Source organism: Microbacterium foliorum, from assembly GCF_003367705.1.
GTDB lineage: Bacteria > Actinomycetota > Actinomycetes > Actinomycetales > Microbacteriaceae > Microbacterium > Microbacterium foliorum.
Genome location: NZ_CP031425.1, coordinates 2257587 through 2274490 on the forward strand (window position 1 = coordinate 2257587; position 16904 = coordinate 2274490).

The 16904-nt window shown below is 67.9% G+C and carries 16 protein-coding genes; 4 read left to right on the forward strand and 12 right to left on the reverse strand.

Translation table 11 applies throughout. From position 1 onward, the window contains the following. Positions 1-3 precede the first annotated feature (3 nt). Positions 4-1401 (forward strand): dihydrolipoyl dehydrogenase, encoded by a 1398-nt coding sequence (gene lpdA / locus DXT68_RS10640; protein ID WP_045253708.1) that lies wholly within the window; start codon positions 4-6, stop codon positions 1399-1401. Between the two features lie 58 nt (positions 1402-1459). On the opposite strand, the gene DXT68_RS10645 is transcribed toward lpdA, so the two are convergent. Genes DXT68_RS10645 through DXT68_RS10665 form a run of 5 tightly spaced genes read right to left on the reverse strand, consistent with a single transcriptional unit; the run spans position 1460 to position 4741 of the window. Continuing rightward, complete coding sequence (locus DXT68_RS10645; RefSeq protein WP_045253707.1) at positions 1460-2179, reverse strand: methyltransferase domain-containing protein; 720 nt, start codon at positions 2177-2179, stop codon at positions 1460-1462. Further along, a complete protein-coding gene (locus DXT68_RS10650; protein WP_045253706.1) occupies positions 2176-3333 on the reverse strand; it encodes a type III polyketide synthase in 1158 nt (385 codons plus the stop codon). The genes DXT68_RS10645 and DXT68_RS10650 overlap by 4 nt, the downstream gene beginning before the upstream one ends. A gap of 54 nt (positions 3334-3387) precedes the next feature. Next, positions 3388-4029, reverse strand: a complete 642-nt coding sequence (locus DXT68_RS10655) for a CYTH domain-containing protein (protein ID WP_045253705.1) — start codon at positions 4027-4029, stop codon at positions 3388-3390. Beyond that, positions 4022-4234, reverse strand: a complete 213-nt coding sequence (locus DXT68_RS10660) for a hypothetical protein (protein WP_045253704.1) — start codon at positions 4232-4234, stop codon at positions 4022-4024. The genes DXT68_RS10655 and DXT68_RS10660 overlap by 8 nt, the downstream gene beginning before the upstream one ends. Before the next feature lie 36 nt (positions 4235-4270). After that, positions 4271-4741 (reverse strand): prepilin peptidase, encoded by a 471-nt coding sequence (locus DXT68_RS10665; RefSeq protein WP_045253703.1) that lies wholly within the window; start codon positions 4739-4741, stop codon positions 4271-4273. Between the two features lie 133 nt (positions 4742-4874). Between DXT68_RS10665 and imuA' the strand changes: the two genes are divergently transcribed. From imuA' to DXT68_RS10680, 3 genes are read left to right on the forward strand one after another with little or no spacing between them, the layout of a single operon-like run. Then, positions 4875-5669 carry a DnaE2-dependent mutagenesis accessory factor ImuA' gene (gene imuA' / locus DXT68_RS10670; protein ID WP_045253702.1) on the forward strand — a complete coding sequence of 265 codons (795 nt, stop codon included), beginning with the start codon at positions 4875-4877 and terminating at the stop codon, positions 5667-5669. Beyond that, positions 5666-7204 (forward strand): DNA polymerase Y family protein, encoded by a 1539-nt coding sequence (locus tag DXT68_RS10675; protein ID WP_045253701.1) that lies wholly within the window; start codon positions 5666-5668, stop codon positions 7202-7204. Before imuA' ends, DXT68_RS10675 begins: the two co-directional genes overlap by 4 nt. Then, the gene (locus tag DXT68_RS10680) at positions 7204-10665 is read left to right on the forward strand and encodes an error-prone DNA polymerase (protein ID WP_045253700.1); all 3462 of its coding nucleotides are present in this window, start codon (positions 7204-7206) and stop codon (positions 10663-10665) included. The genes DXT68_RS10675 and DXT68_RS10680 overlap by 1 nt, the downstream gene beginning before the upstream one ends. Before the next feature lie 2 nt (positions 10666-10667). On the opposite strand, the gene DXT68_RS10685 is transcribed toward DXT68_RS10680, so the two are convergent. From DXT68_RS10685 to DXT68_RS10710, 7 genes are all read right to left on the reverse strand, one after another. Then, positions 10668-11057: a hypothetical protein gene (locus DXT68_RS10685; protein WP_045253699.1), complete on the reverse strand. Its 390-nt coding sequence runs from the start codon at positions 11055-11057 to the stop codon at positions 10668-10670. A 369-nt stretch (positions 11058-11426) separates the two neighbouring features. Beyond that, entirely contained in the window at positions 11427-11597 is a 171-nt protein-coding gene (locus DXT68_RS17080; protein ID WP_167541590.1) for a hypothetical protein, read from the reverse strand. Positions 11598-11702: 105 nt separating this feature from the next. After that, entirely contained in the window at positions 11703-12047 is a 345-nt protein-coding gene (locus DXT68_RS10690; protein WP_045253698.1) for a hypothetical protein, read from the reverse strand. Between the two features lie 95 nt (positions 12048-12142). Continuing rightward, positions 12143-12442, reverse strand: coding sequence for a DUF7882 family protein (locus tag DXT68_RS10695; RefSeq protein WP_045253697.1), 300 nt, complete (start codon positions 12440-12442; stop codon positions 12143-12145). Between the two features lie 50 nt (positions 12443-12492). Beyond that, complete coding sequence (locus DXT68_RS10700; protein WP_045253696.1) at positions 12493-12918, reverse strand: hypothetical protein; 426 nt, start codon at positions 12916-12918, stop codon at positions 12493-12495. 171 nt (positions 12919-13089) lie between these two features. Then, on the reverse strand, positions 13090-15378 hold the full coding sequence (locus DXT68_RS10705) for an Ig-like domain-containing protein (protein WP_045253695.1): 2289 nt from the start codon (positions 15376-15378) through the stop codon (positions 13090-13092). Positions 15379-16111: 733 nt separating this feature from the next. After that, positions 16112-16660 carry a hypothetical protein gene (locus DXT68_RS10710; RefSeq protein ID WP_045253694.1) on the reverse strand — a complete coding sequence of 183 codons (549 nt, stop codon included), beginning with the start codon at positions 16658-16660 and terminating at the stop codon, positions 16112-16114. Between the last annotated feature and the right edge of the window lie 244 nt (positions 16661-16904).

The window sequence follows — 16904 nt, forward strand, 5'->3', positions numbered from 1 at the left end:
CGCATGCCACACTACGATGTCGTCATCCTCGGTGCAGGTCCTGGTGGATACGTCGCTGCTGTCCGCAGCGCGCAGCTGGGTCTGTCGACCGCCATCATCGAAGAGAAGTACTGGGGCGGTGTCTGCCTCAACGTGGGCTGCATCCCCTCCAAGGCGCTCCTGAAGAACGCGGAGCTCGCGCACACGCTCAACCACAAGGCCGACTTCTTCGGCATCTCGGGCGAGTTCACGATCGACTACGGCAAGGCGTTCGACCGCAGCCGCGTCGTCGCAGACGGTCGCGTCAAGGGCATCCACTTCCTGATGAAGAAGAACAAGGTCACGGAGTACGACGGCCGCGGCACGTTCACCGGGCCGAAGGCGATCTCGGTCGCCAAGTCCGACGGTTCCACCGAAGAGGTCACGTTCGACAACGCGATCATCGCCACCGGATCCAAGGTCCGCCTCCTCCCCGGCGTGCAGCTGAGCGACAACGTCGTGACCTACGAGGAGCAGATCCTCAGCCGTGAGCTGCCGAAGTCCATCGTGATCGTCGGCGCCGGCGCCATCGGCATGGAGTTCGCCTACGTGATGACCAACTACGGGGTCAAGGTCACGATCATCGAGTTCCTCGACCGCGCGCTCCCCAACGAGGACCCCGACGTGTCGAAGGAGATCGCGAAGCAGTACAAGAACTACGGCGTCGACATCCTCACCTCCACCAAGGTCGAGTCCGTGGTCGACAACGGCTCGTCCGTCACCGTCTCGTACACCGGCAAGGACGGACAGCAGACGTCGATCGAGGCCGACAAGGTGCTCATGTCGGTCGGATTCGCCCCGAACGTCGAGGGCTTCGGGCTCGAGGCGACCGGCGTGAAGCTGACCGAGCGCGGTGCCATCGACATCGACGACCACATGCGCACCAACGTCGAGGGCATCTACGCCATCGGCGACGTCACGGCCAAGCTGCAGCTCGCCCACGTGGCCGAGGCACAGGGAGTCGTCGCCGCCGAGACCATCGGCGGCGCCGAGACGCAGACTCTGGGCGACTACCGCATGATGCCCAGGGCCACGTTCTCGCAGCCCCAGGTCGCATCGTTCGGGCTCACCGAGCAGCAGGCCAAGGACGAGGGCCACGAGGTGAAGGTCGTCACGTTCCCGTTCATGGCCAACGGCAAGGCCCATGGCCTCGGAGAGCCCGTCGGGTTCGTGAAGATGATCGCCGACGCAGAGCACCTCGAGCTGCTCGGCGCGCACATGATCGGCCCCGACGTCTCGGAGCTTCTGCCCGAGCTGACGCTCGCGCAGAAGTGGGACCTCACCGCCCTCGAGCTGGCCCGCAACGTGCACACGCACCCGACGCTGTCGGAGGCACTGCAGGAGGGCTTCCACGGCCTCGCGGGGCACATGATCAACTTCTGATCCCCCGGATCGGTTCGAAGGCCCGGGCGCACTCACGTGCGACCGGGCCTTCGCCGTCTCACCGCGCGATCGCTCCGTCGCGTCGCAGTTCGAGCCGAGAAGGCAGCCGAAAGCGGACGACCCACCCCGCGGGCGCAGCGGCGGAGAGCTCCCCCCGCGTGTACGAGCGACGGATGCTGATGAGGCCGTCCTCGCGGATGAACGATCCACGCAGGAACGTCCGCGCGAACACCCAGGTCACAGCGTCGTATAGCGCATAGGCGACCCTGCTGCGGGCGATGTCACGATGCACCACGAGACCCCCCTCGCCGACGAGCCCGACCGAATCGCTCAGCACCCCCTGCAGTTCGGCGTCGCTCAGGTGGTGCAGAAGATGATTCGAGAAGACGACGTCGTACCGAGTCCCTTCGCTGAGGAGATCTGTCGAGAGCGCATGGCGGTACTGCACGCCGGATCCCTCATCGTGAGCGACGGCCCAGCCGACGGCACGCTCGTCGGCGTCCAGGGCGGTGATCTCGGCACGGAGGCCCTCACGTCGCAAGCGCACGGCGATCATGCGGCAGACGTCGCCACCACCGGCACCGATGTCGAGGATGCGGATGGGACCGCGACGTGCGCGCGGCCGGATGTCGCGGCGGTAGAGCCGGCCCGTGCCCGAGACGAGGGCATTGACCAGCCGGAAGCGCTCGTACGTGCGTTCCAGCATCCCGAGGTCCGCGTCGGGGTCGTCCATGAGCTCGCGCGCGCCGGAGGCGCGGATCGACAGGTCGTGTCTCACGCGACGCCGGACGTCACGGTCATGAGAGCGCTCTCGGCCGTCAGTCCAGGGCCGAAGGCCATCGCCGCGATGCGGGACCCGTCCGCCGCGCCCTCGTCGAGGATCCGCCGGATGACGAAGAGGATGGTCGCACTGGACATGTTCCCGTACTCCCGCAGCGTCTCGCGCGCGGGCTGCATCTGGACGTCGCTGAGACCGAGTCGCTCCTGCACCCGATCGAGGATGCTGCGACCACCGGGGTGGATCGCCCAGTGCTCCACCCGTTCCCCCACGCGCCCCTGCGCGAAGGCCGCGGCGAGCTCCCCCTCGTGCGCGTAGAGCGGACCGACGGCCCCGATGATCGTCTCGCCGATGATCTGCGGCACCCTCGTCGACAGGATCATCTCGAAGCCGTGATCGCCGATCGTCCACGCCATGTCCCGCTCCCCCTCGGGGGCGATCGCCGTGTGGAAGCCGTCGAGGCGCACGGCTGGGACGGGTGTCGCGAGGTCCCTCGCGGTGACGATCCCGGCAGCCGCGCCGTCGGCGAACAGCGAGTTGGCGACGATCAGATCGGGGTCCTCCGAGGAGCGCAGATGCACCGTGCAGAGCTCGACGCTGACGACCAGTACGACCGCATCGGGATCCGCCGCGCAGAACTGACTCGCCGCTCGCAGTGCCGGCATGGAGGCGTAGCAGCCCATGAATCCCAGATGGTAGCGCTGGACGCTGTCGGCGAGACCCAGCCCCCGGACGATCTCGTACTCGGGTCCGGGAGCGTGGAATCCTGTGCACGACACGGTGATGACATGCGTGATGTCCGCAGCCACGACGTCGGGGTCCGCGTCCAGCGCCTGTCGGGCGACCTCGACGAACAGACGCGAGGCCTCCGTCACGTAGACGTCGTTGCGCGCCTTCGTCCCCGGCGACAGCAGCAGACCCGTGTCGGGATCGAGGAAGGTCGGCGGGTCGGTCGGCGCCGCGGCAGGCGCGAGTTCCTCGATCACCGTATGACGGGTGTCGATGCCCGAACCGTTGAACGAGGCTCCGATGATGCGGGTCGCGAGGCGCCCCACATCCGGCTGGGCGGCGAAGATGTCACGGACGGCGTCCTGCTCGATGACGGTGTCGGGAACGATCGTGCGCAGCGAGCGGAGTACGGCGGAACGGCTCATATCGCTCACTCAAGCACGATTCCGCCGGGACGGTGAAGGGGCTTGCGGTGCGTGTCAGAAACCCAGAGCACGGGCGAGCTTCGACCCCGATGCCGCCTCGCGTCCGCCTGCGGCGGCGACCGCCGATTCGACGGCGTCGAACAGCGCGGCGCGTCCTGCCGCATCGGCGGGGGCGGCGGGGCCCAGCTCGAACTCCCATTCGCGCCATTCGCGACGGATGTCCTGTCGGAGGTCCGTCGCACGTACCTGATCGTCGACGAACTCGGCGATCACCCCGCTGTCTCCGGTGAGCAGGTACGCGGTGCGCGTGTTCTCGATGCGAGCGAGGGGCGACAGCGGCGCGGTGGTCCACTGCGACAGGGTCGATGTCACCGCATCGGGGACGCGGTCGTCATCACCCAGCGGCCAGCCCATCTCGACTCTGCCGTCTCCCTCGCGCGGACCCTTGATGTGCCATCCGGCATCGGGGCCGCCGGTGCGCCGGCGTAGAGCCACCCCCGCGCGGGACAGCGCGGCGTCATCGGTGTCGAGGTAGCGGGCGTCGAGTTCGCGCACCTCGCCCTCGGACACCGCGGTGACGCCAGGCAGGTCGCTCCACTGCGGCAACGGCGTGCGGGTGTCGACATCGTACTTGCGCTCGATCTCGACGACCCGCGACGGGGCGTCGCCCGACTGCGGAGCGCCCGGCTCAGTCATCCGAGGGGTTGAGTTCCTCGAGGGATTCGTCGAACCAGTAGTCCACCTCGGTGGGGCCGTCGGCGTCGCCGGTGTTCTGCGCTTCACCGCGGCGGTTGTACACCACCTGGGTCTCGCTGTAGGGGACGATCAGCTTGTCGTCCGCGTCGCCGAGAGGAATGATCTGCCCGTCGAGCGGGCCGCCGTGAAGTCGTGCGAGTGCCATGTCCTCACCCTATCCCCGCGGCCGCGCATCGGGCGTTCACCGCGCGATGATGCCCAGAAGTGCGCCGAGGATCATCCATGGGCCGAAGGCGATCCGTGTGGCACCGTCGGCCCGGCGCAGCACCATCAGCCCCATCGCGTACAGCGCGCCGACCACGAAGGCGGATGCTGCGCCCACGGCGAGCGCCTGCCACCCGTGCCATGCGAGAGTCAGCCCGATGACGGCCGCGAGCTTGACGTCTCCTCCGCCGATCCCCTGTCGACTGAGCACACGGAGCACCGCGTAGAAGCCGCCGAGGATCAGCATTCCCAGCAGGGCCCTGACGGTCGCCCCGCTCTCGGCTGCGACGGCGGCGTCGACCGCCACGAGGATGACGAGGACGCCCAGGGTGGGGAGCACGATCCGGTCCGGCAGCCGATGGGTGCGGATGTCGATGACGACCAGCCTGCAGCCGACGGCGAACAGGGCGACATGAACGATCACGACGATGACGGTGCGGAGATCCATGCCCGGAAGGCTAGGAGACCGCGAGGGGTCGCGAGCGCGGGGTGTGGATAACGTCTCTCGCCGATGTCGGGGGTTCGAACTATCGTCGACTACTCCAGTTGATTTATTAGTACATATCTTCGAGGATGGAATCATGGGGATCGGGCTCGATGCGGTGACCGCGCTCTCTCCGGGTGGCGACTCTCGCGCCGGAGAGGTCCTTCGGCTGCGCCGCGAGATCAGCCGGATGCAGCGCCGCCGCAGCGAGCACCCCCTGCTCCCCCTCGAGCCGGCGTTCTCGACCCTGCTCCCCGACGAAGGCCTGCAGACCGGGACGACGTACACCGTCTCCCCCTCGCCCAGCCTGGTCCTCTCGCTGCTCGCCGCCGCATCGCGGAAGGGTCACTGGTGCGCGGTGGTCGGCATGCCCACGCTGGGAGTCGAGGCCGCTGCGGCCTTCGGCATCGAACTGCCCCGGCTGATCCTCGTGCCCGACCCGGGCGACCGCTGGCTCGCCGTGACCTCCGCACTCGCCGAGGTCGTCCCTCTCATCGCCGTGCACCCGGGAGGCAGGGCGCGAGACACCGACGTGTCGCGATTGAGCGCTCGACTCAGAGACCGCGGCAGCACGCTCCTCGTCGCCGAGTCCGCCGACTCGGGGGCCTGGCCGCAGAGCGAGGGCACCATCAGACTCCATGACCAGCAGTGGCTCGGGATCGGTGAGGGCTGGGGGCTGATCGAGGGGTCGACCGCGACGATCACGGCGCAGACGAGGCACACACCCCAGCCGACGAGCGTGAGGGTGCGACTGCCCGGCTCCCATGGCGCGGTCGAAGAGCTGCCGATCGAGAAGGCCGCCTCGCCCATCGCCGAGATGACCGCGCGTGCAGGTCTGCGCAGCGACCGCACCGAGCCGCACGAATACCCGCCCCTGGCGGTGGCAGGATGACGGCCCCTCTCCGCGCCATGGTGCTGTGGTTCCCCGACTGGCCTCTCCGCGCCGCCCTGGGTGGGCCACCACCGCATCCGCCCACAGCCCTGGTGCATGCGAACACGGTCATCGCCTGCACGGCATCGGCGCGGGAGCACGGTGTGCGCGCAGGGCAGCGTCGTCGAGTGGCACAGGGGCACATCTCCTCGTTGCGGGTGCTTCCCCACGACGTGGCTCGCGACGAAAGAGCCTTCCTTCCGGTCCTGCAGCTCATCGAGAAGCATGCCCCGGGTGTCGCCCTGCTTCGTCCGGGCCTCGCCGCGGTGCGCGCACGCGGCATCTCCCGCTATCACGGCGGCGAGGCGGAGGCGGCCGATGCCCTGATCGGCATCCTCGCAGAGGCAGGCTTCCCCGAGGTGCGTGTCGGGATAGCCGACGGACCTTTCACCGCCGAGCTGGCAGCACGAGGACCCACTCCCCGCACCGTCGTCCCGCCCGGTCTCGCCAAGGAGTTCCTCGCTCCACTCCCGGTGCGGGTGCTCAGAGACGAGCAGCTCACCGGTCTGCTCATCCGACTGGGGGTGCGCACGCTCGGCGACTTCGCCGGACTCGACGAGATCGAGGTGCGCGACCGCTTCGGCGAGCGCGGTGCTCGTCTGCATGCGCTCGCGGCCGGAGCCGATTCCCGCCCCGTGGTGCCGAGACCGCCGGATCCCGAGCTCGTTCGCTCCGTGGAGTTCGAGCCTGCCCTCGCCGGAGCGGATCAGGTGGCCTTCGCCGTGCGCCAGACCGTCGATGCGGTCATGCTCGCCCTCGCCGACGCCTCCGTGGTGTGCACTGAGGTGCGCATCGATCTGGTCGACGACAACGGCGCGGTGTTCTCCCGCCCCTGGCTGCACCCCACCTGCTTCGACGCCGCCGACCTCGTCGACCGGGTGCGCTGGCAGCTCGAGGCTCTGGGAGCGGAATCCGCCAAGGCACCGGTCGATGAGGCTCGCGCCTTCGGCGGCATCGTCCTGGTGCGCATCGTTCCGGTGGCCGTCGACGATGCCGCGCATCACCAGCCCGGCCTCTTCGGTTCGGGGACCGACGAGCGCCTGCATCATGCCATCTCCCGCGTGCAGACGATGCTCGGTCATGAGGGCGTCGTCACCGCGGCTCTCTCCGGTGGGCGCTGGCTCGCCGACAGGCAGGTTCTCACACCGTGGGGAGAGAGATCGACCGCCCCTCGTGACCCTGCCCGCCCCTGGCCGGGAAGCCTTCCCGATCCCCTCCCCGCCGAGGTCTTCCGGCCGCCTCGTCCGATCGGTGTGCTCGCGCCCGACGGAGGAACGCTCCTCGTCGATGATCGGGGGGCGCTCTCCGCCGCGCCGTCGCGCATCGACGGCGACGAGGTGCAGGCGTGGGCGGGGCCATGGCCCATCCACGAGCGCCGATGGGACGCGAACGGCGGCAAGCGGGGACATCGCCTGCAGATCGTCGACGGTCATGATCGGGCATGGCTCGTCTTCTGCACCGGAGATCGCTGGTGGGCCGAGGGGCGGTATCGCTGATGGGCTGGCACAATCCGCCGCAGACGTGGAAAGAGCTGGAACGCACGCTGAGCGGCGAGGAGTCCCCGTATCCGACGGGAGGGACGCCACCGGGCAGACGACCGGATGCCGGTCCGATCAGCACCCGACGCACACGCACCGCTCCCACGGCCGTGAGCCGGCCCGAGCAGTCGGTCCCGTATGCCGAGCTGCACGCACACTCCTCGTACTCCTTCCTCGACGGGGCGTCCTCGCCCGAGGATCTGCTGGCCGAAGCCGAACGTCTGGGGCTCACCGCGCTGGCCCTCACCGATCATGACGGGTTCTACGGCGCCGCCCGTTTCGCAGAGGTCGCCGAGCTGATGGACGTGCAGGTGCAGACGGTGTTCGGTGCCGAGCTCTCCCTGGGGCTCGATGCTCCGCAGCGCGGCTCTCCCGATCCGATCGGCGACCATCTACTCGTGCTCGCCGATGGGCTCGAGGGGTATCACCGGCTGTCCGGTGCGATGACGGCGGCCCATCTTCGCGGTGGCGAGAAAGGACGCCCGGTCTACGACCTCGATGAGCTGGCATCGATGTCGGGTGGTCACTGGACGATCCTGACGGGATGCCGCAAGGGCGGTGTCCGTCGGGGTCTGGAGACCGGAGACGCACAGACCCCGTTGCGCCGGCTGGTCGACCTTTTCGGTCAGGACCACGTCGTCGTCGAGCTCTTCGACCATGGCGACCCACAGGACTCCCGACGCAACGACGCCCTCGCCGACCTCGCCCGGCAGATGCGGCTTCCCGTGGTGGCGACGAACAACGTGCACTACGCCACTCCCGAGCGGGCATCCCTCGCCGAGGCGGTCGCCGCGGTGCGCGCCGTGCGCAGCATGGACGAGCTCGACGGATGGCTTCCCGCGCACGGCGGCGCGCACCTGCGCAGCGGCGCCGAGATGGCGGCGCGCTTCCGCCGTCATCCCGGCGCGATCTCCTACGGGCTGGAGCTCGCCGCAGCATCCGCGTTCTCGCTCCGGCGGGCCCGCCCGGCGCTGCCGAGACAGGAGGTGCCCGATGGCCATACGCCGATGAGCTGGTTGCGGCACCTGGTGTGGGAGGCCGTGCCGACGAAGTATCCATACCTCGATGCCGACGGCCGCCGCCGGATCGGGCGCGAGCTCGATGTCATCGAAGAGAAGGACTTCCCCGGTTACTTCCTCATCGTGCACGGCATCGTGAGAGAGGCGAAGCGCCGGGGCATCCTCTGCCAGGGACGAGGCTCGGCCGCAGCGAGCGCCGTCTGCTATCTCCTGGGGATCACGGCCGTCGACCCGATCCTCTACGGGCTCCCCTTCGAGCGCTTCCTCGCGACCACGCGCTCCGAGGAGCCGGACATCGATGTCGACTTCGACTCGGACCGTCGCGAGGAGATCATCCAGTGGGTATACCGCGAGTACGGCAGGGAGCGTGCGGCGCAGGTCGCGAACGTCATCCAGTACCGTCCGAAGAACGCCGTGCGCGACATGGCGAGGGCACTCGGCTACTCTCCCGGGCAACAGGATGCGTGGTCGCGGCAGGTCGACGGCTGGAGCACCGGCCTCGAGGTGGCCGACGAGCACGACATCCCCCCGAACGTCCTCGACTATGCGAGCGAGCTGTTGAAGGCTCCGCGACACCTCGGCATCCACTCCGGCGGCATGGTGCTCACGGCGCGGCCCGTCGGCGAGGTGGTGCCCGTCGAGCATGCGCGGATGGAGAACCGGACCGTCATCCAGTGGGACAAGGACGATGCCGCCTGGATGGGCCTGGTGAAGTTCGACCTGCTGGGTCTGGGCATGCTGGCCGCCCTCCAGCACTGCTTCGACCTCATCGACGACGCCACCGGCGAAGGATGGACTCTCGAGACCCTGCCGAAAGAGGAGGCCGCGGTCTACGACATGCTCTGCCGCGCCGACTCGATCGGCGTCTTCCAGGTCGAGTCGCGCGCGCAGATCGGTCTGCTCCCCCGACTGCAGCCCCGAGCCTTCTACGACCTCGCGATCCAGATCGCGCTCATCCGCCCCGGCCCCATCCAGGGCGGCGCCGTGCACCCGTTCGTCCGCCGCAAGATGGCGAAGGACGCACTCGATGAGGAGAACCTCGCCAGAGTGGACCGGGGCGAGGAGCCTGTGGTGCTCGACATCCCGTATCCGCACGACGACCTCAAGCCGATCCTCGAGAGGACCCTGGGCATCCCCATCTTCCAGGAGCAGTTGATCCAGATGGCGACCGCCATCGGCGACTGCACCGCCGACGAGGCCGATCTGCTGCGACGGGCGATGGGCTCCAAGCGCGGACTCGAGAAGATCGAGAAGGTCCGCGACAAGCTCTACGCGGGGATGTCGAGGCGAGGGCTGTCCGCTGACCAGTCCGACCGCATCTACGCGCAGATCCAGGCCTTCTCCAATTTCGGTTTCGCCGAGTCCCACTCGCTGTCCTTCGCCCTTCTCGTCTATGCGAGCTCCTGGCTCAAGCTGCACTATCCGGCAGCCTTCCTCGCCGGCCTGCTGCGGTCACAGCCGATGGGCTTCTATTCGGCCTCGACACTCACCGCCGACGCCCGTCGCCACGGGGTGGAGGTCCGCCGCCCGGATCTGCATGCCTCGGGAGCGACCGAGACCCTCGAGCCCCTCGACGGCGCCGCCCTGCGGAGACCGACGGGGCTGCACTCCTGCAGCGACCCCTTGCAGCCGCGGGTACCGCGCTTCGATCGCACCGCACCCGACGAGTCCGAGGCGCACCGCCGCGACGGCGCCTATGCCGTACGCATGGGTCTGGGCGGGGTCCGTGGCATCGGCGCGGCGTTGGCCGAGCGCATCGTCGCCGCGCGCGAGAGCGGCGGTCTCTTCCGCGATCTGAACGATCTCGTCCGAAGGACAGACGCGACTGCCGCGCAGCTGGAGGCGCTGGCGACCGCCGGAGCATTCGAATGTCTCGGACTCCGACGCCGGGAGGCGATCTGGCTGTCCGGGGCGGCGGCCGAGGACCGTTCACGCTTCCTCCCCGGCACGACGGTCGCCGTGCAGCCTCCGCTGTTCGCGGATCAGTCCAGCTATGAGCGCCTGTCCGCTGACCTGTGGGCGACCGGCGTCTCCACCGACGATCATCCGATGGCCCATTTCCGAGGGCTTCTCCGGGACCGTGGCGTGCTCACCTCGGCTGACCTCCAGGGCCACGAGACCGGGCGGCGCATCGAGGTCGCCGGGCTAGTGACTCATCGGCAACGCCCCGCGACGGCGGCGGGGGTGACCTTCCTCAACCTCGAAGACGAGAGCGGGCTGGTGAACGTGATCTGCTCCACCGGGGTGTGGGGCCGCTATCAGCGGGTGGCGCGGGATTCGCCGGCGCTCATCATCCGGGGAATCCTCGAACGTTCAGCAGAGGGTGTCGTGAACGTGCTGGCCGATGCCTTCGAAGACCTCCGTACCGGTGTCACGCACCGTTCGAGGGACTTCCGTTGAGCTCACCAGAAGCGGTCAGGCTCGGGTTCGGGCAGTCGATCGCCGCCACCCCACCGGTCTGCTTCGGCCTTGGCGGCATCGACGGCCGCGTCCGCGGCGTGCAGGGCCACTCGTGCGCCCGCCGACCCGCCCCGTTCTGAGTCTGCGGTGACGGTGAGCGACGTGTGCGAACCCCGTCCGCCGATGACGACGGTGCAGTCCACGACGCGGCCCGTCCAGTGGAGTATCTCGCTGTCCGGCGCCTCGACGCTGCGGTACCGGATGCCGCTTTCCAGATCGAGGACCGAGAGGATTCCGGACTCCCCCGTCAGCTCGTCGACCCGCTCCGTCACCTCGATACGATGCCCCCGAGCGATGGCGATATGCGCGTTCACGACGAGCTTTCTGTCCATCCCCCCACTCTATGAGTCGCCCCTCTCAGGGCAAGGCCCAAACCGGGAAGAAACATTCGTAGATTTCTTTGTCCCCCAAATGGCGGACAAGACATTTTCGCGATATTCTGCAGGGAGTAGCGGGGGCTACCGGCTGAACATCTGGGGATATCAGTCGAGAGAGCAGCGAAGTTCTTCGCCGCCTCCCCTACCGTCCGGGAAGGACGGTGAGCCCTCTCGAGCGATCCAAAGTGGGGTTTGGGTACTCGGGAGGGCAACCAGGGATCACCACGTTCGTGGACCGCTGCATCCGCCCGTTCTCGGCCTGCTCATGCGAAGGCCCCCATCTGCGGGGGCAGATGAGGGCCTTCCGGCATCCGTTGACGACGTTCAGCCTCCGGACGGGTTCTCGAGGGGCTTGCCGTCTTCGTCGGTGGTCTCGTCCTCGATGATCTCGTCGGTGCTCGTGGACGTCGACTCGTCGTCGGGCGCACCGCCGGAGGCGGTGTCCGCCTCCTCGTCAGCGCCGGGCGTGCCGTGGGTGTTCTGCAGATCGCTCATCACATCTCCTTCCTCTGGGTGCCGACGCTACGCGCCGTCGATCAGCCGAGGCGAGGGGGTTGACGCGGGAGCGAGGACGCGGAACGCTTTGCGCCGCCGCCCCCCTCAGAATTCGTGGTCGAGACCGTAGTCGAAGAAGGCGGAATCCGCATCGGACGCCTCGCCCCCGTCATCGCCGCCCCGACGAGGATAGAGCCGGTGCTGTCGCAGTTGCTCCGCCTCCGCGGAGAAGTCCGGATCATCTCCGTTCGAGGATTGCGGACCGACCAGCAGGTCGTTGCCCACGCCGACGATGAGATCTGCGCAGTCCTTCTCTCCACCTACGACGATGGGGATGTGCAGCGCTTGCGAATCACCGTCGCTGGCGATCGCGGCAGCGAGCTCCACCAACGCATCGGCGACATCGTCAGTCGTCACGAGCTGCTGTCCGGCGTAGGAGACGAGTTTCATGCACTCAGCCTCTCACCGCTCGCGAGAAGCGTCGGCCGGGTTGACAGGCCGCGACCCACATGCCTAGTCGACGCGACACTCACCCCATGTCCGGCTCACAGGTCGTCGAGGATCAGCTCTCCGCGACTGTTCAGGTTGCCCATCATCCGCTCGATGCGGTGCGGATCGAGCGAGGGCGACTTGTCGGTGTCGATCTCGATGATGAGCGGGATGCTCGGGTGCATCCAGACAGTGAGACGGCTGTGATGATCAGCGCCGGCCGCGCCTGCAGGCCACGTCATCATGAAGCTCTCCTGGCGACGAAGCTTCGTCGCGATCACGACCTTGAGGTGGGCGAGAGTCTCGTCTTCCACTTCGATCGGAGGCCGCGAACTGTTGTACTCGAGTCTTCCCATGTGGCCAAGATTACGTCATCCGGGGCAGTCGCGACACGTGCGACGTCGAATCACTCCGCGTTGTCGAAGCTGTCCTTGTAGACGATGAACCCTTCGGGAGAGATCTGGGCACTGCGGTCGCGCAGAAGCAGATCGCTCAGCTCCTCGACCGTCTTGTTGTTCCGCTTGGCGACGACGGCGATGCGGTCGCCGAGCTCGTCGATCGCCTCTTCCCCACCCATCGACTCAGGCAGGAAGGCTCCGAACGTGGATCCAGGTGTCATGTCTCCGCCTTCATCGTCAGGAGTGTCGGACCCGGAGGGGCCAGTCGTGGCTGCAGGAGTCTCGGTCAGCTCCGAGGATGGCACGGCTGTGCCGCCCGGACCCGGATTGGTCATGAGCATCCCGACGATCACGGCGATCACCACGAGCACCACCGCCAGCACGGCGACGGCGAGCACAGGGCGTCTGCTGGACTGATCTGCTGTCTCGGACATGGGTCCCCTCCTCCATCCCTTCCAGCGAACCACTGTTCCGCTCAGAAGGGAAACGGTCTCACCGAATTGACAGCGAGAAAACCAAACGGGGTGGGGATCGATGCTCGATCCCCACCCCGTGGTGGTCAGGTCACGATCGGGGCCTCAGCCGAGATCGTGACCTGACTCCGGTCATGCGTCGACGGAGGAGCTCCGACGACGGGCGTACACCAGCACGCCGGCACCGATGAGCAGCAGCAGGGCTGCTCCACCGACGAACGGAGCGGCGTCGAAGTCGCTACCGGTCGTGGCGAGGTTGCCGTCGCCGCCGCCGTTGTTGTTGTTACCGGTGGGCGGGGCCGCGGCGACCGTGAAGGTCACGGCTGCGCTGCTCACCGACGTCTCGCCGGCGGAAGCCTGCACCGCAGAGACGACGTACTCTCCGTTGGCGAGAGCCGTGGTGAGAGTCAGCGACCAGGCGCCGTCTGCTGCGACGGTCGTCTGACCGACGAGCTCGCCACCGGTAGCGTTGCGCACCGTCACGGTGGCAGTCGCACCTGCGACGCCAGTACCCGAGATGGTCGGGGTGGAGTCATCGGTGGTCGCGCCGTTCGTCGGCGACGTGATCGCGGGAGCCGCGATCGGTGCCGCCGGAGCGATGACCGTCACCGAGGTGGTGCCGGGGATCGCGATGGTGCCGACCGTCTGTGCGGCCACGATCTCCGTTGCGTCGTACTGGTTCACGGTCACGTTGCCGGACCATGCGCCCGCGCCGTCAGCGGTCACGGTGTCGACGGCAGCGCCGCCCACCGAGAGAGTGACGGTGGCGCCGGGAGTCGCGGTTCCGGTGACGTCGATCTCCTCACCACCGGTGACAGCGGAGCCGTCCTCCGGGGTCAGGATCACGAGCGGAGCAGAAGCGAACGGCTCAGCTGCACCCGAGAGGGTGTAGTTGCCGAGGCTGCCGTATGCGTCGTATCCGTTGGCGTTCAGCGCGGTCGCCGTCGCGGGGTCGCCCGCTCCGACGCCCTCGACGGCGAGGTAGTAGACCCCGGCCTCGAGGTTCGGGACCGTGACGGAGGCGTTGAGGCCGGCCGCGACGGTGTCCGAGGTGCGCGTGGACTCGGGGTTGTTCTCCGCGAGAACGGCGCCCGATGCGTCGACGACGCTCAGCTTCGCGTCGAGGTTCGGCGAGATGTTCGCGACCTGGACGTTCGCAGTGAGCGCGCCACCTGCGGTCGTGAGTGCGAACACATCGACGTCGGAGTTGCTCTCGATGACCGAAGCGGCCCCGAAGGTGCCCGCTGCGTTGTCGAGCGTCTGCGCGGTCTCAGGCGTGTTGCCGACGGTGTCCGCTGCGTAGTCGGCACGGTCAGTCCACGTGAAGTTCAGCGTGAGCTGCGGGCCAGCCGGGTTGCAGTCTCCGTTGGGACCGACGGCGAAGATGACGTCGCCAGGCTTCGGGTCGCTCGGGTTGGCCGTGCTGCCGGCAGGCAGGCACACGCTGTTTCCGGTGTACGGGGATCCGTCCGGGAGCGTCGCGTTGACGAAGAGCGGGCCGCCTGCCGCGCGATCGGTGATCGTCGCGAGGTCGTCCTGGTCGTTCGTGGCTCCGGCGTAGGCGCCGGCCGACCACTGCGAGACGGGAACGTAGTAGGCGGCGCCCATGATCGTTCCCCACACGCCGTCCTCGGGGGCGTAGTACTCGCCGCCGCCGGCACCGCTGATGCCGTCGTGCTCGAGACCGAAGTTGTGACCGGACTCGTGGGCGGCGATCTCAGCGATCGCCTTCGGCGAGCCACCGGTTCCCTCGGTGAACACGAGTGCGCCGGTGAGGTAGTCGGATCCCGTGCCACCGAGCCAGGCGATTCCACCGTTGCCTGCGGCAGCGGGGAGGACCTCGTCGTAGGAGTCGGTGATGATCACGTGCGAGCCGTACACGTTGTCGTCCTGCGACGTCTTGTAGAGAGCGTCGTCGCTCGGACGCGTGGTCGTGACGTTCACGTTGAACGGTGCGTAGTCCTCGGCCACAGCAGCCCAGACGGCCGCGCGGTCGGTGACGGCAGCGGCGGGCGCGAAGGGCAGCGACGCAATACCGGAGTCGGTGTTCCAGTGCGTGCCCTCGAGGGTCTCGCCGTCGAAGTCGAGGTAGACCGTCACGGGTGCCCCGGGGCGGGATCCGGCGGCAGGAGTGCCGGGGATCGCAGCGCCTTCAGGAGCCGCGGGGAGTGCGAGCGTGCGAAGGCTCTGCGACTCGTGGATCTGGTCGTTGAAGTAGAAGAAGCCCTTGTCGGTCACGCTGATGAGACCGGCTTCCTCCTGGTTCTTGATCTCCTCTGCGGAGGTGCCCGACTGGGCGGCCGCGAGGTCGTACTTGGAGGCGGAAGACTGGAGCTCTACCGGACCATCCTGTGCGTCGTCGGCCGCAGCCGGAACGACCGCCCCTCCGAGTGCCAGAGCGCCTGCTCCGATGGTCGCCACGGCGCCTGTAAGCCACCGACGTTTCGTATTTTTCACTATTTTCGAATCCCCTGGGTCGATAGACGGACAACGCCGCCAAACATACCAATATTCAGGAAAAGACAACCTCTCTCCCAGGGTTTTCACAGATAACGTTTACCGCCTCGAACATGCGGCCCTCCCCCGGTCCCGCGGAGCCGAGCCGTCGAGGCGATTCGCCACTCAACGTTGTGCCAAGCCGGGGCCGAGCTCCGGGCGAGATTCGCTCGCCACCAGCGCATCGGACTACTCATCTTCGAGAAGCCTCAACCTCAGAATGAGGGTTCGGCCTGGGAGGGAACAGCGGAGGGACTCTCTCTCAACGGATCATGTGTGTGACCGTGCTGAGGAAGAGTCCCCCGACCGCAGCGGCTCCGACGCGGCCCCAGACCATGGTCGGTGCGCGCTCTCGTCCGCGATGGTACGTCGCATATGCCCTGGTGCATATCCCATAGTGGATGGGGGCGGGTCGGCGTACCCTCGTTGATGTCGAAAGTGACCTCACGCCGGTCGCGTCGTTCGACGCCGCCACCTCAGACAGCTCGGCGCCGCGCCGCGAGAACTACCGGGACGGTCCGCGTTCGGGGCAACGGTGCGCCCGCCGCGGGCTGGGGTCCCGCATGACGGCGGACGCACCTGGTACTGGTCGGACTGCTGAAGGACTCTCGCCGAGCGGGTACCGATGAACCGCGAGGCAAGAGCCCCATACCTAACGTCACCCCGTCTTCCATCCGTCTTCGACGTTCCAGGGGCGGAGCGAGCCGCCCTCCTCGAACCAGTCCTCTATCCGTGCATCGTCGTCCGAGACATCCGCAGGGGGGCGTCGTGCGAACGATACGGATCCGGCCAGGGCGGCCACCGCTGCGGCGCGTACCTGTTCCCGCTGCGATGCGTCCTCGAAGCGGTGAGCGGCGACCTCTCGAGCCGCAGTGATCCCGATAGAGATATCGGCCAGCCGTTCCGCGATCCTGGCGGCGAGCCCGTCCCGGAGCTCTTCGAGATTCGTGTTCGCGATCTCCAGACGACGATCGGCGACACGCAACTCGACGGTCGAGTACCCGTGGGCAGACAGGTACGCACGCGTCGCGCTGCCCTGGATCGCGGCCACTTCGTCGCGATCCGTCTTGCGCGTGAACACCGCTTCCACGGTGTAGCGATCCGGCGCTTCTCCCGTCATCAGCGTCGCAGGAAGCGACCCGATGAGAATGGACCCCAGACCCAGCAGTTCGGAGCTTTGCCCCGCGATCTTCAGTTGTGTGTTCATACACGGACGTTACGCCCCGAAACTGGGCGCGTTCACAGTTCCGTCTGCGCATGCCGGGAGCGGGAGTAGGAGACTTCAGGCGCCGGATGCGGCTGTTCGGCTACTCTGAGCGCATGCGTTTCACCGTTGCGTCGTGGTGGTGGCTGCGTCCGCAGCCGTAACGCATTCACGCGCGGGCTGCACGGCAGCCCGCGAACCATGGCGGCACCCCACGTCCGTGCAGCTCCTCGATTCAGGAGCAGAC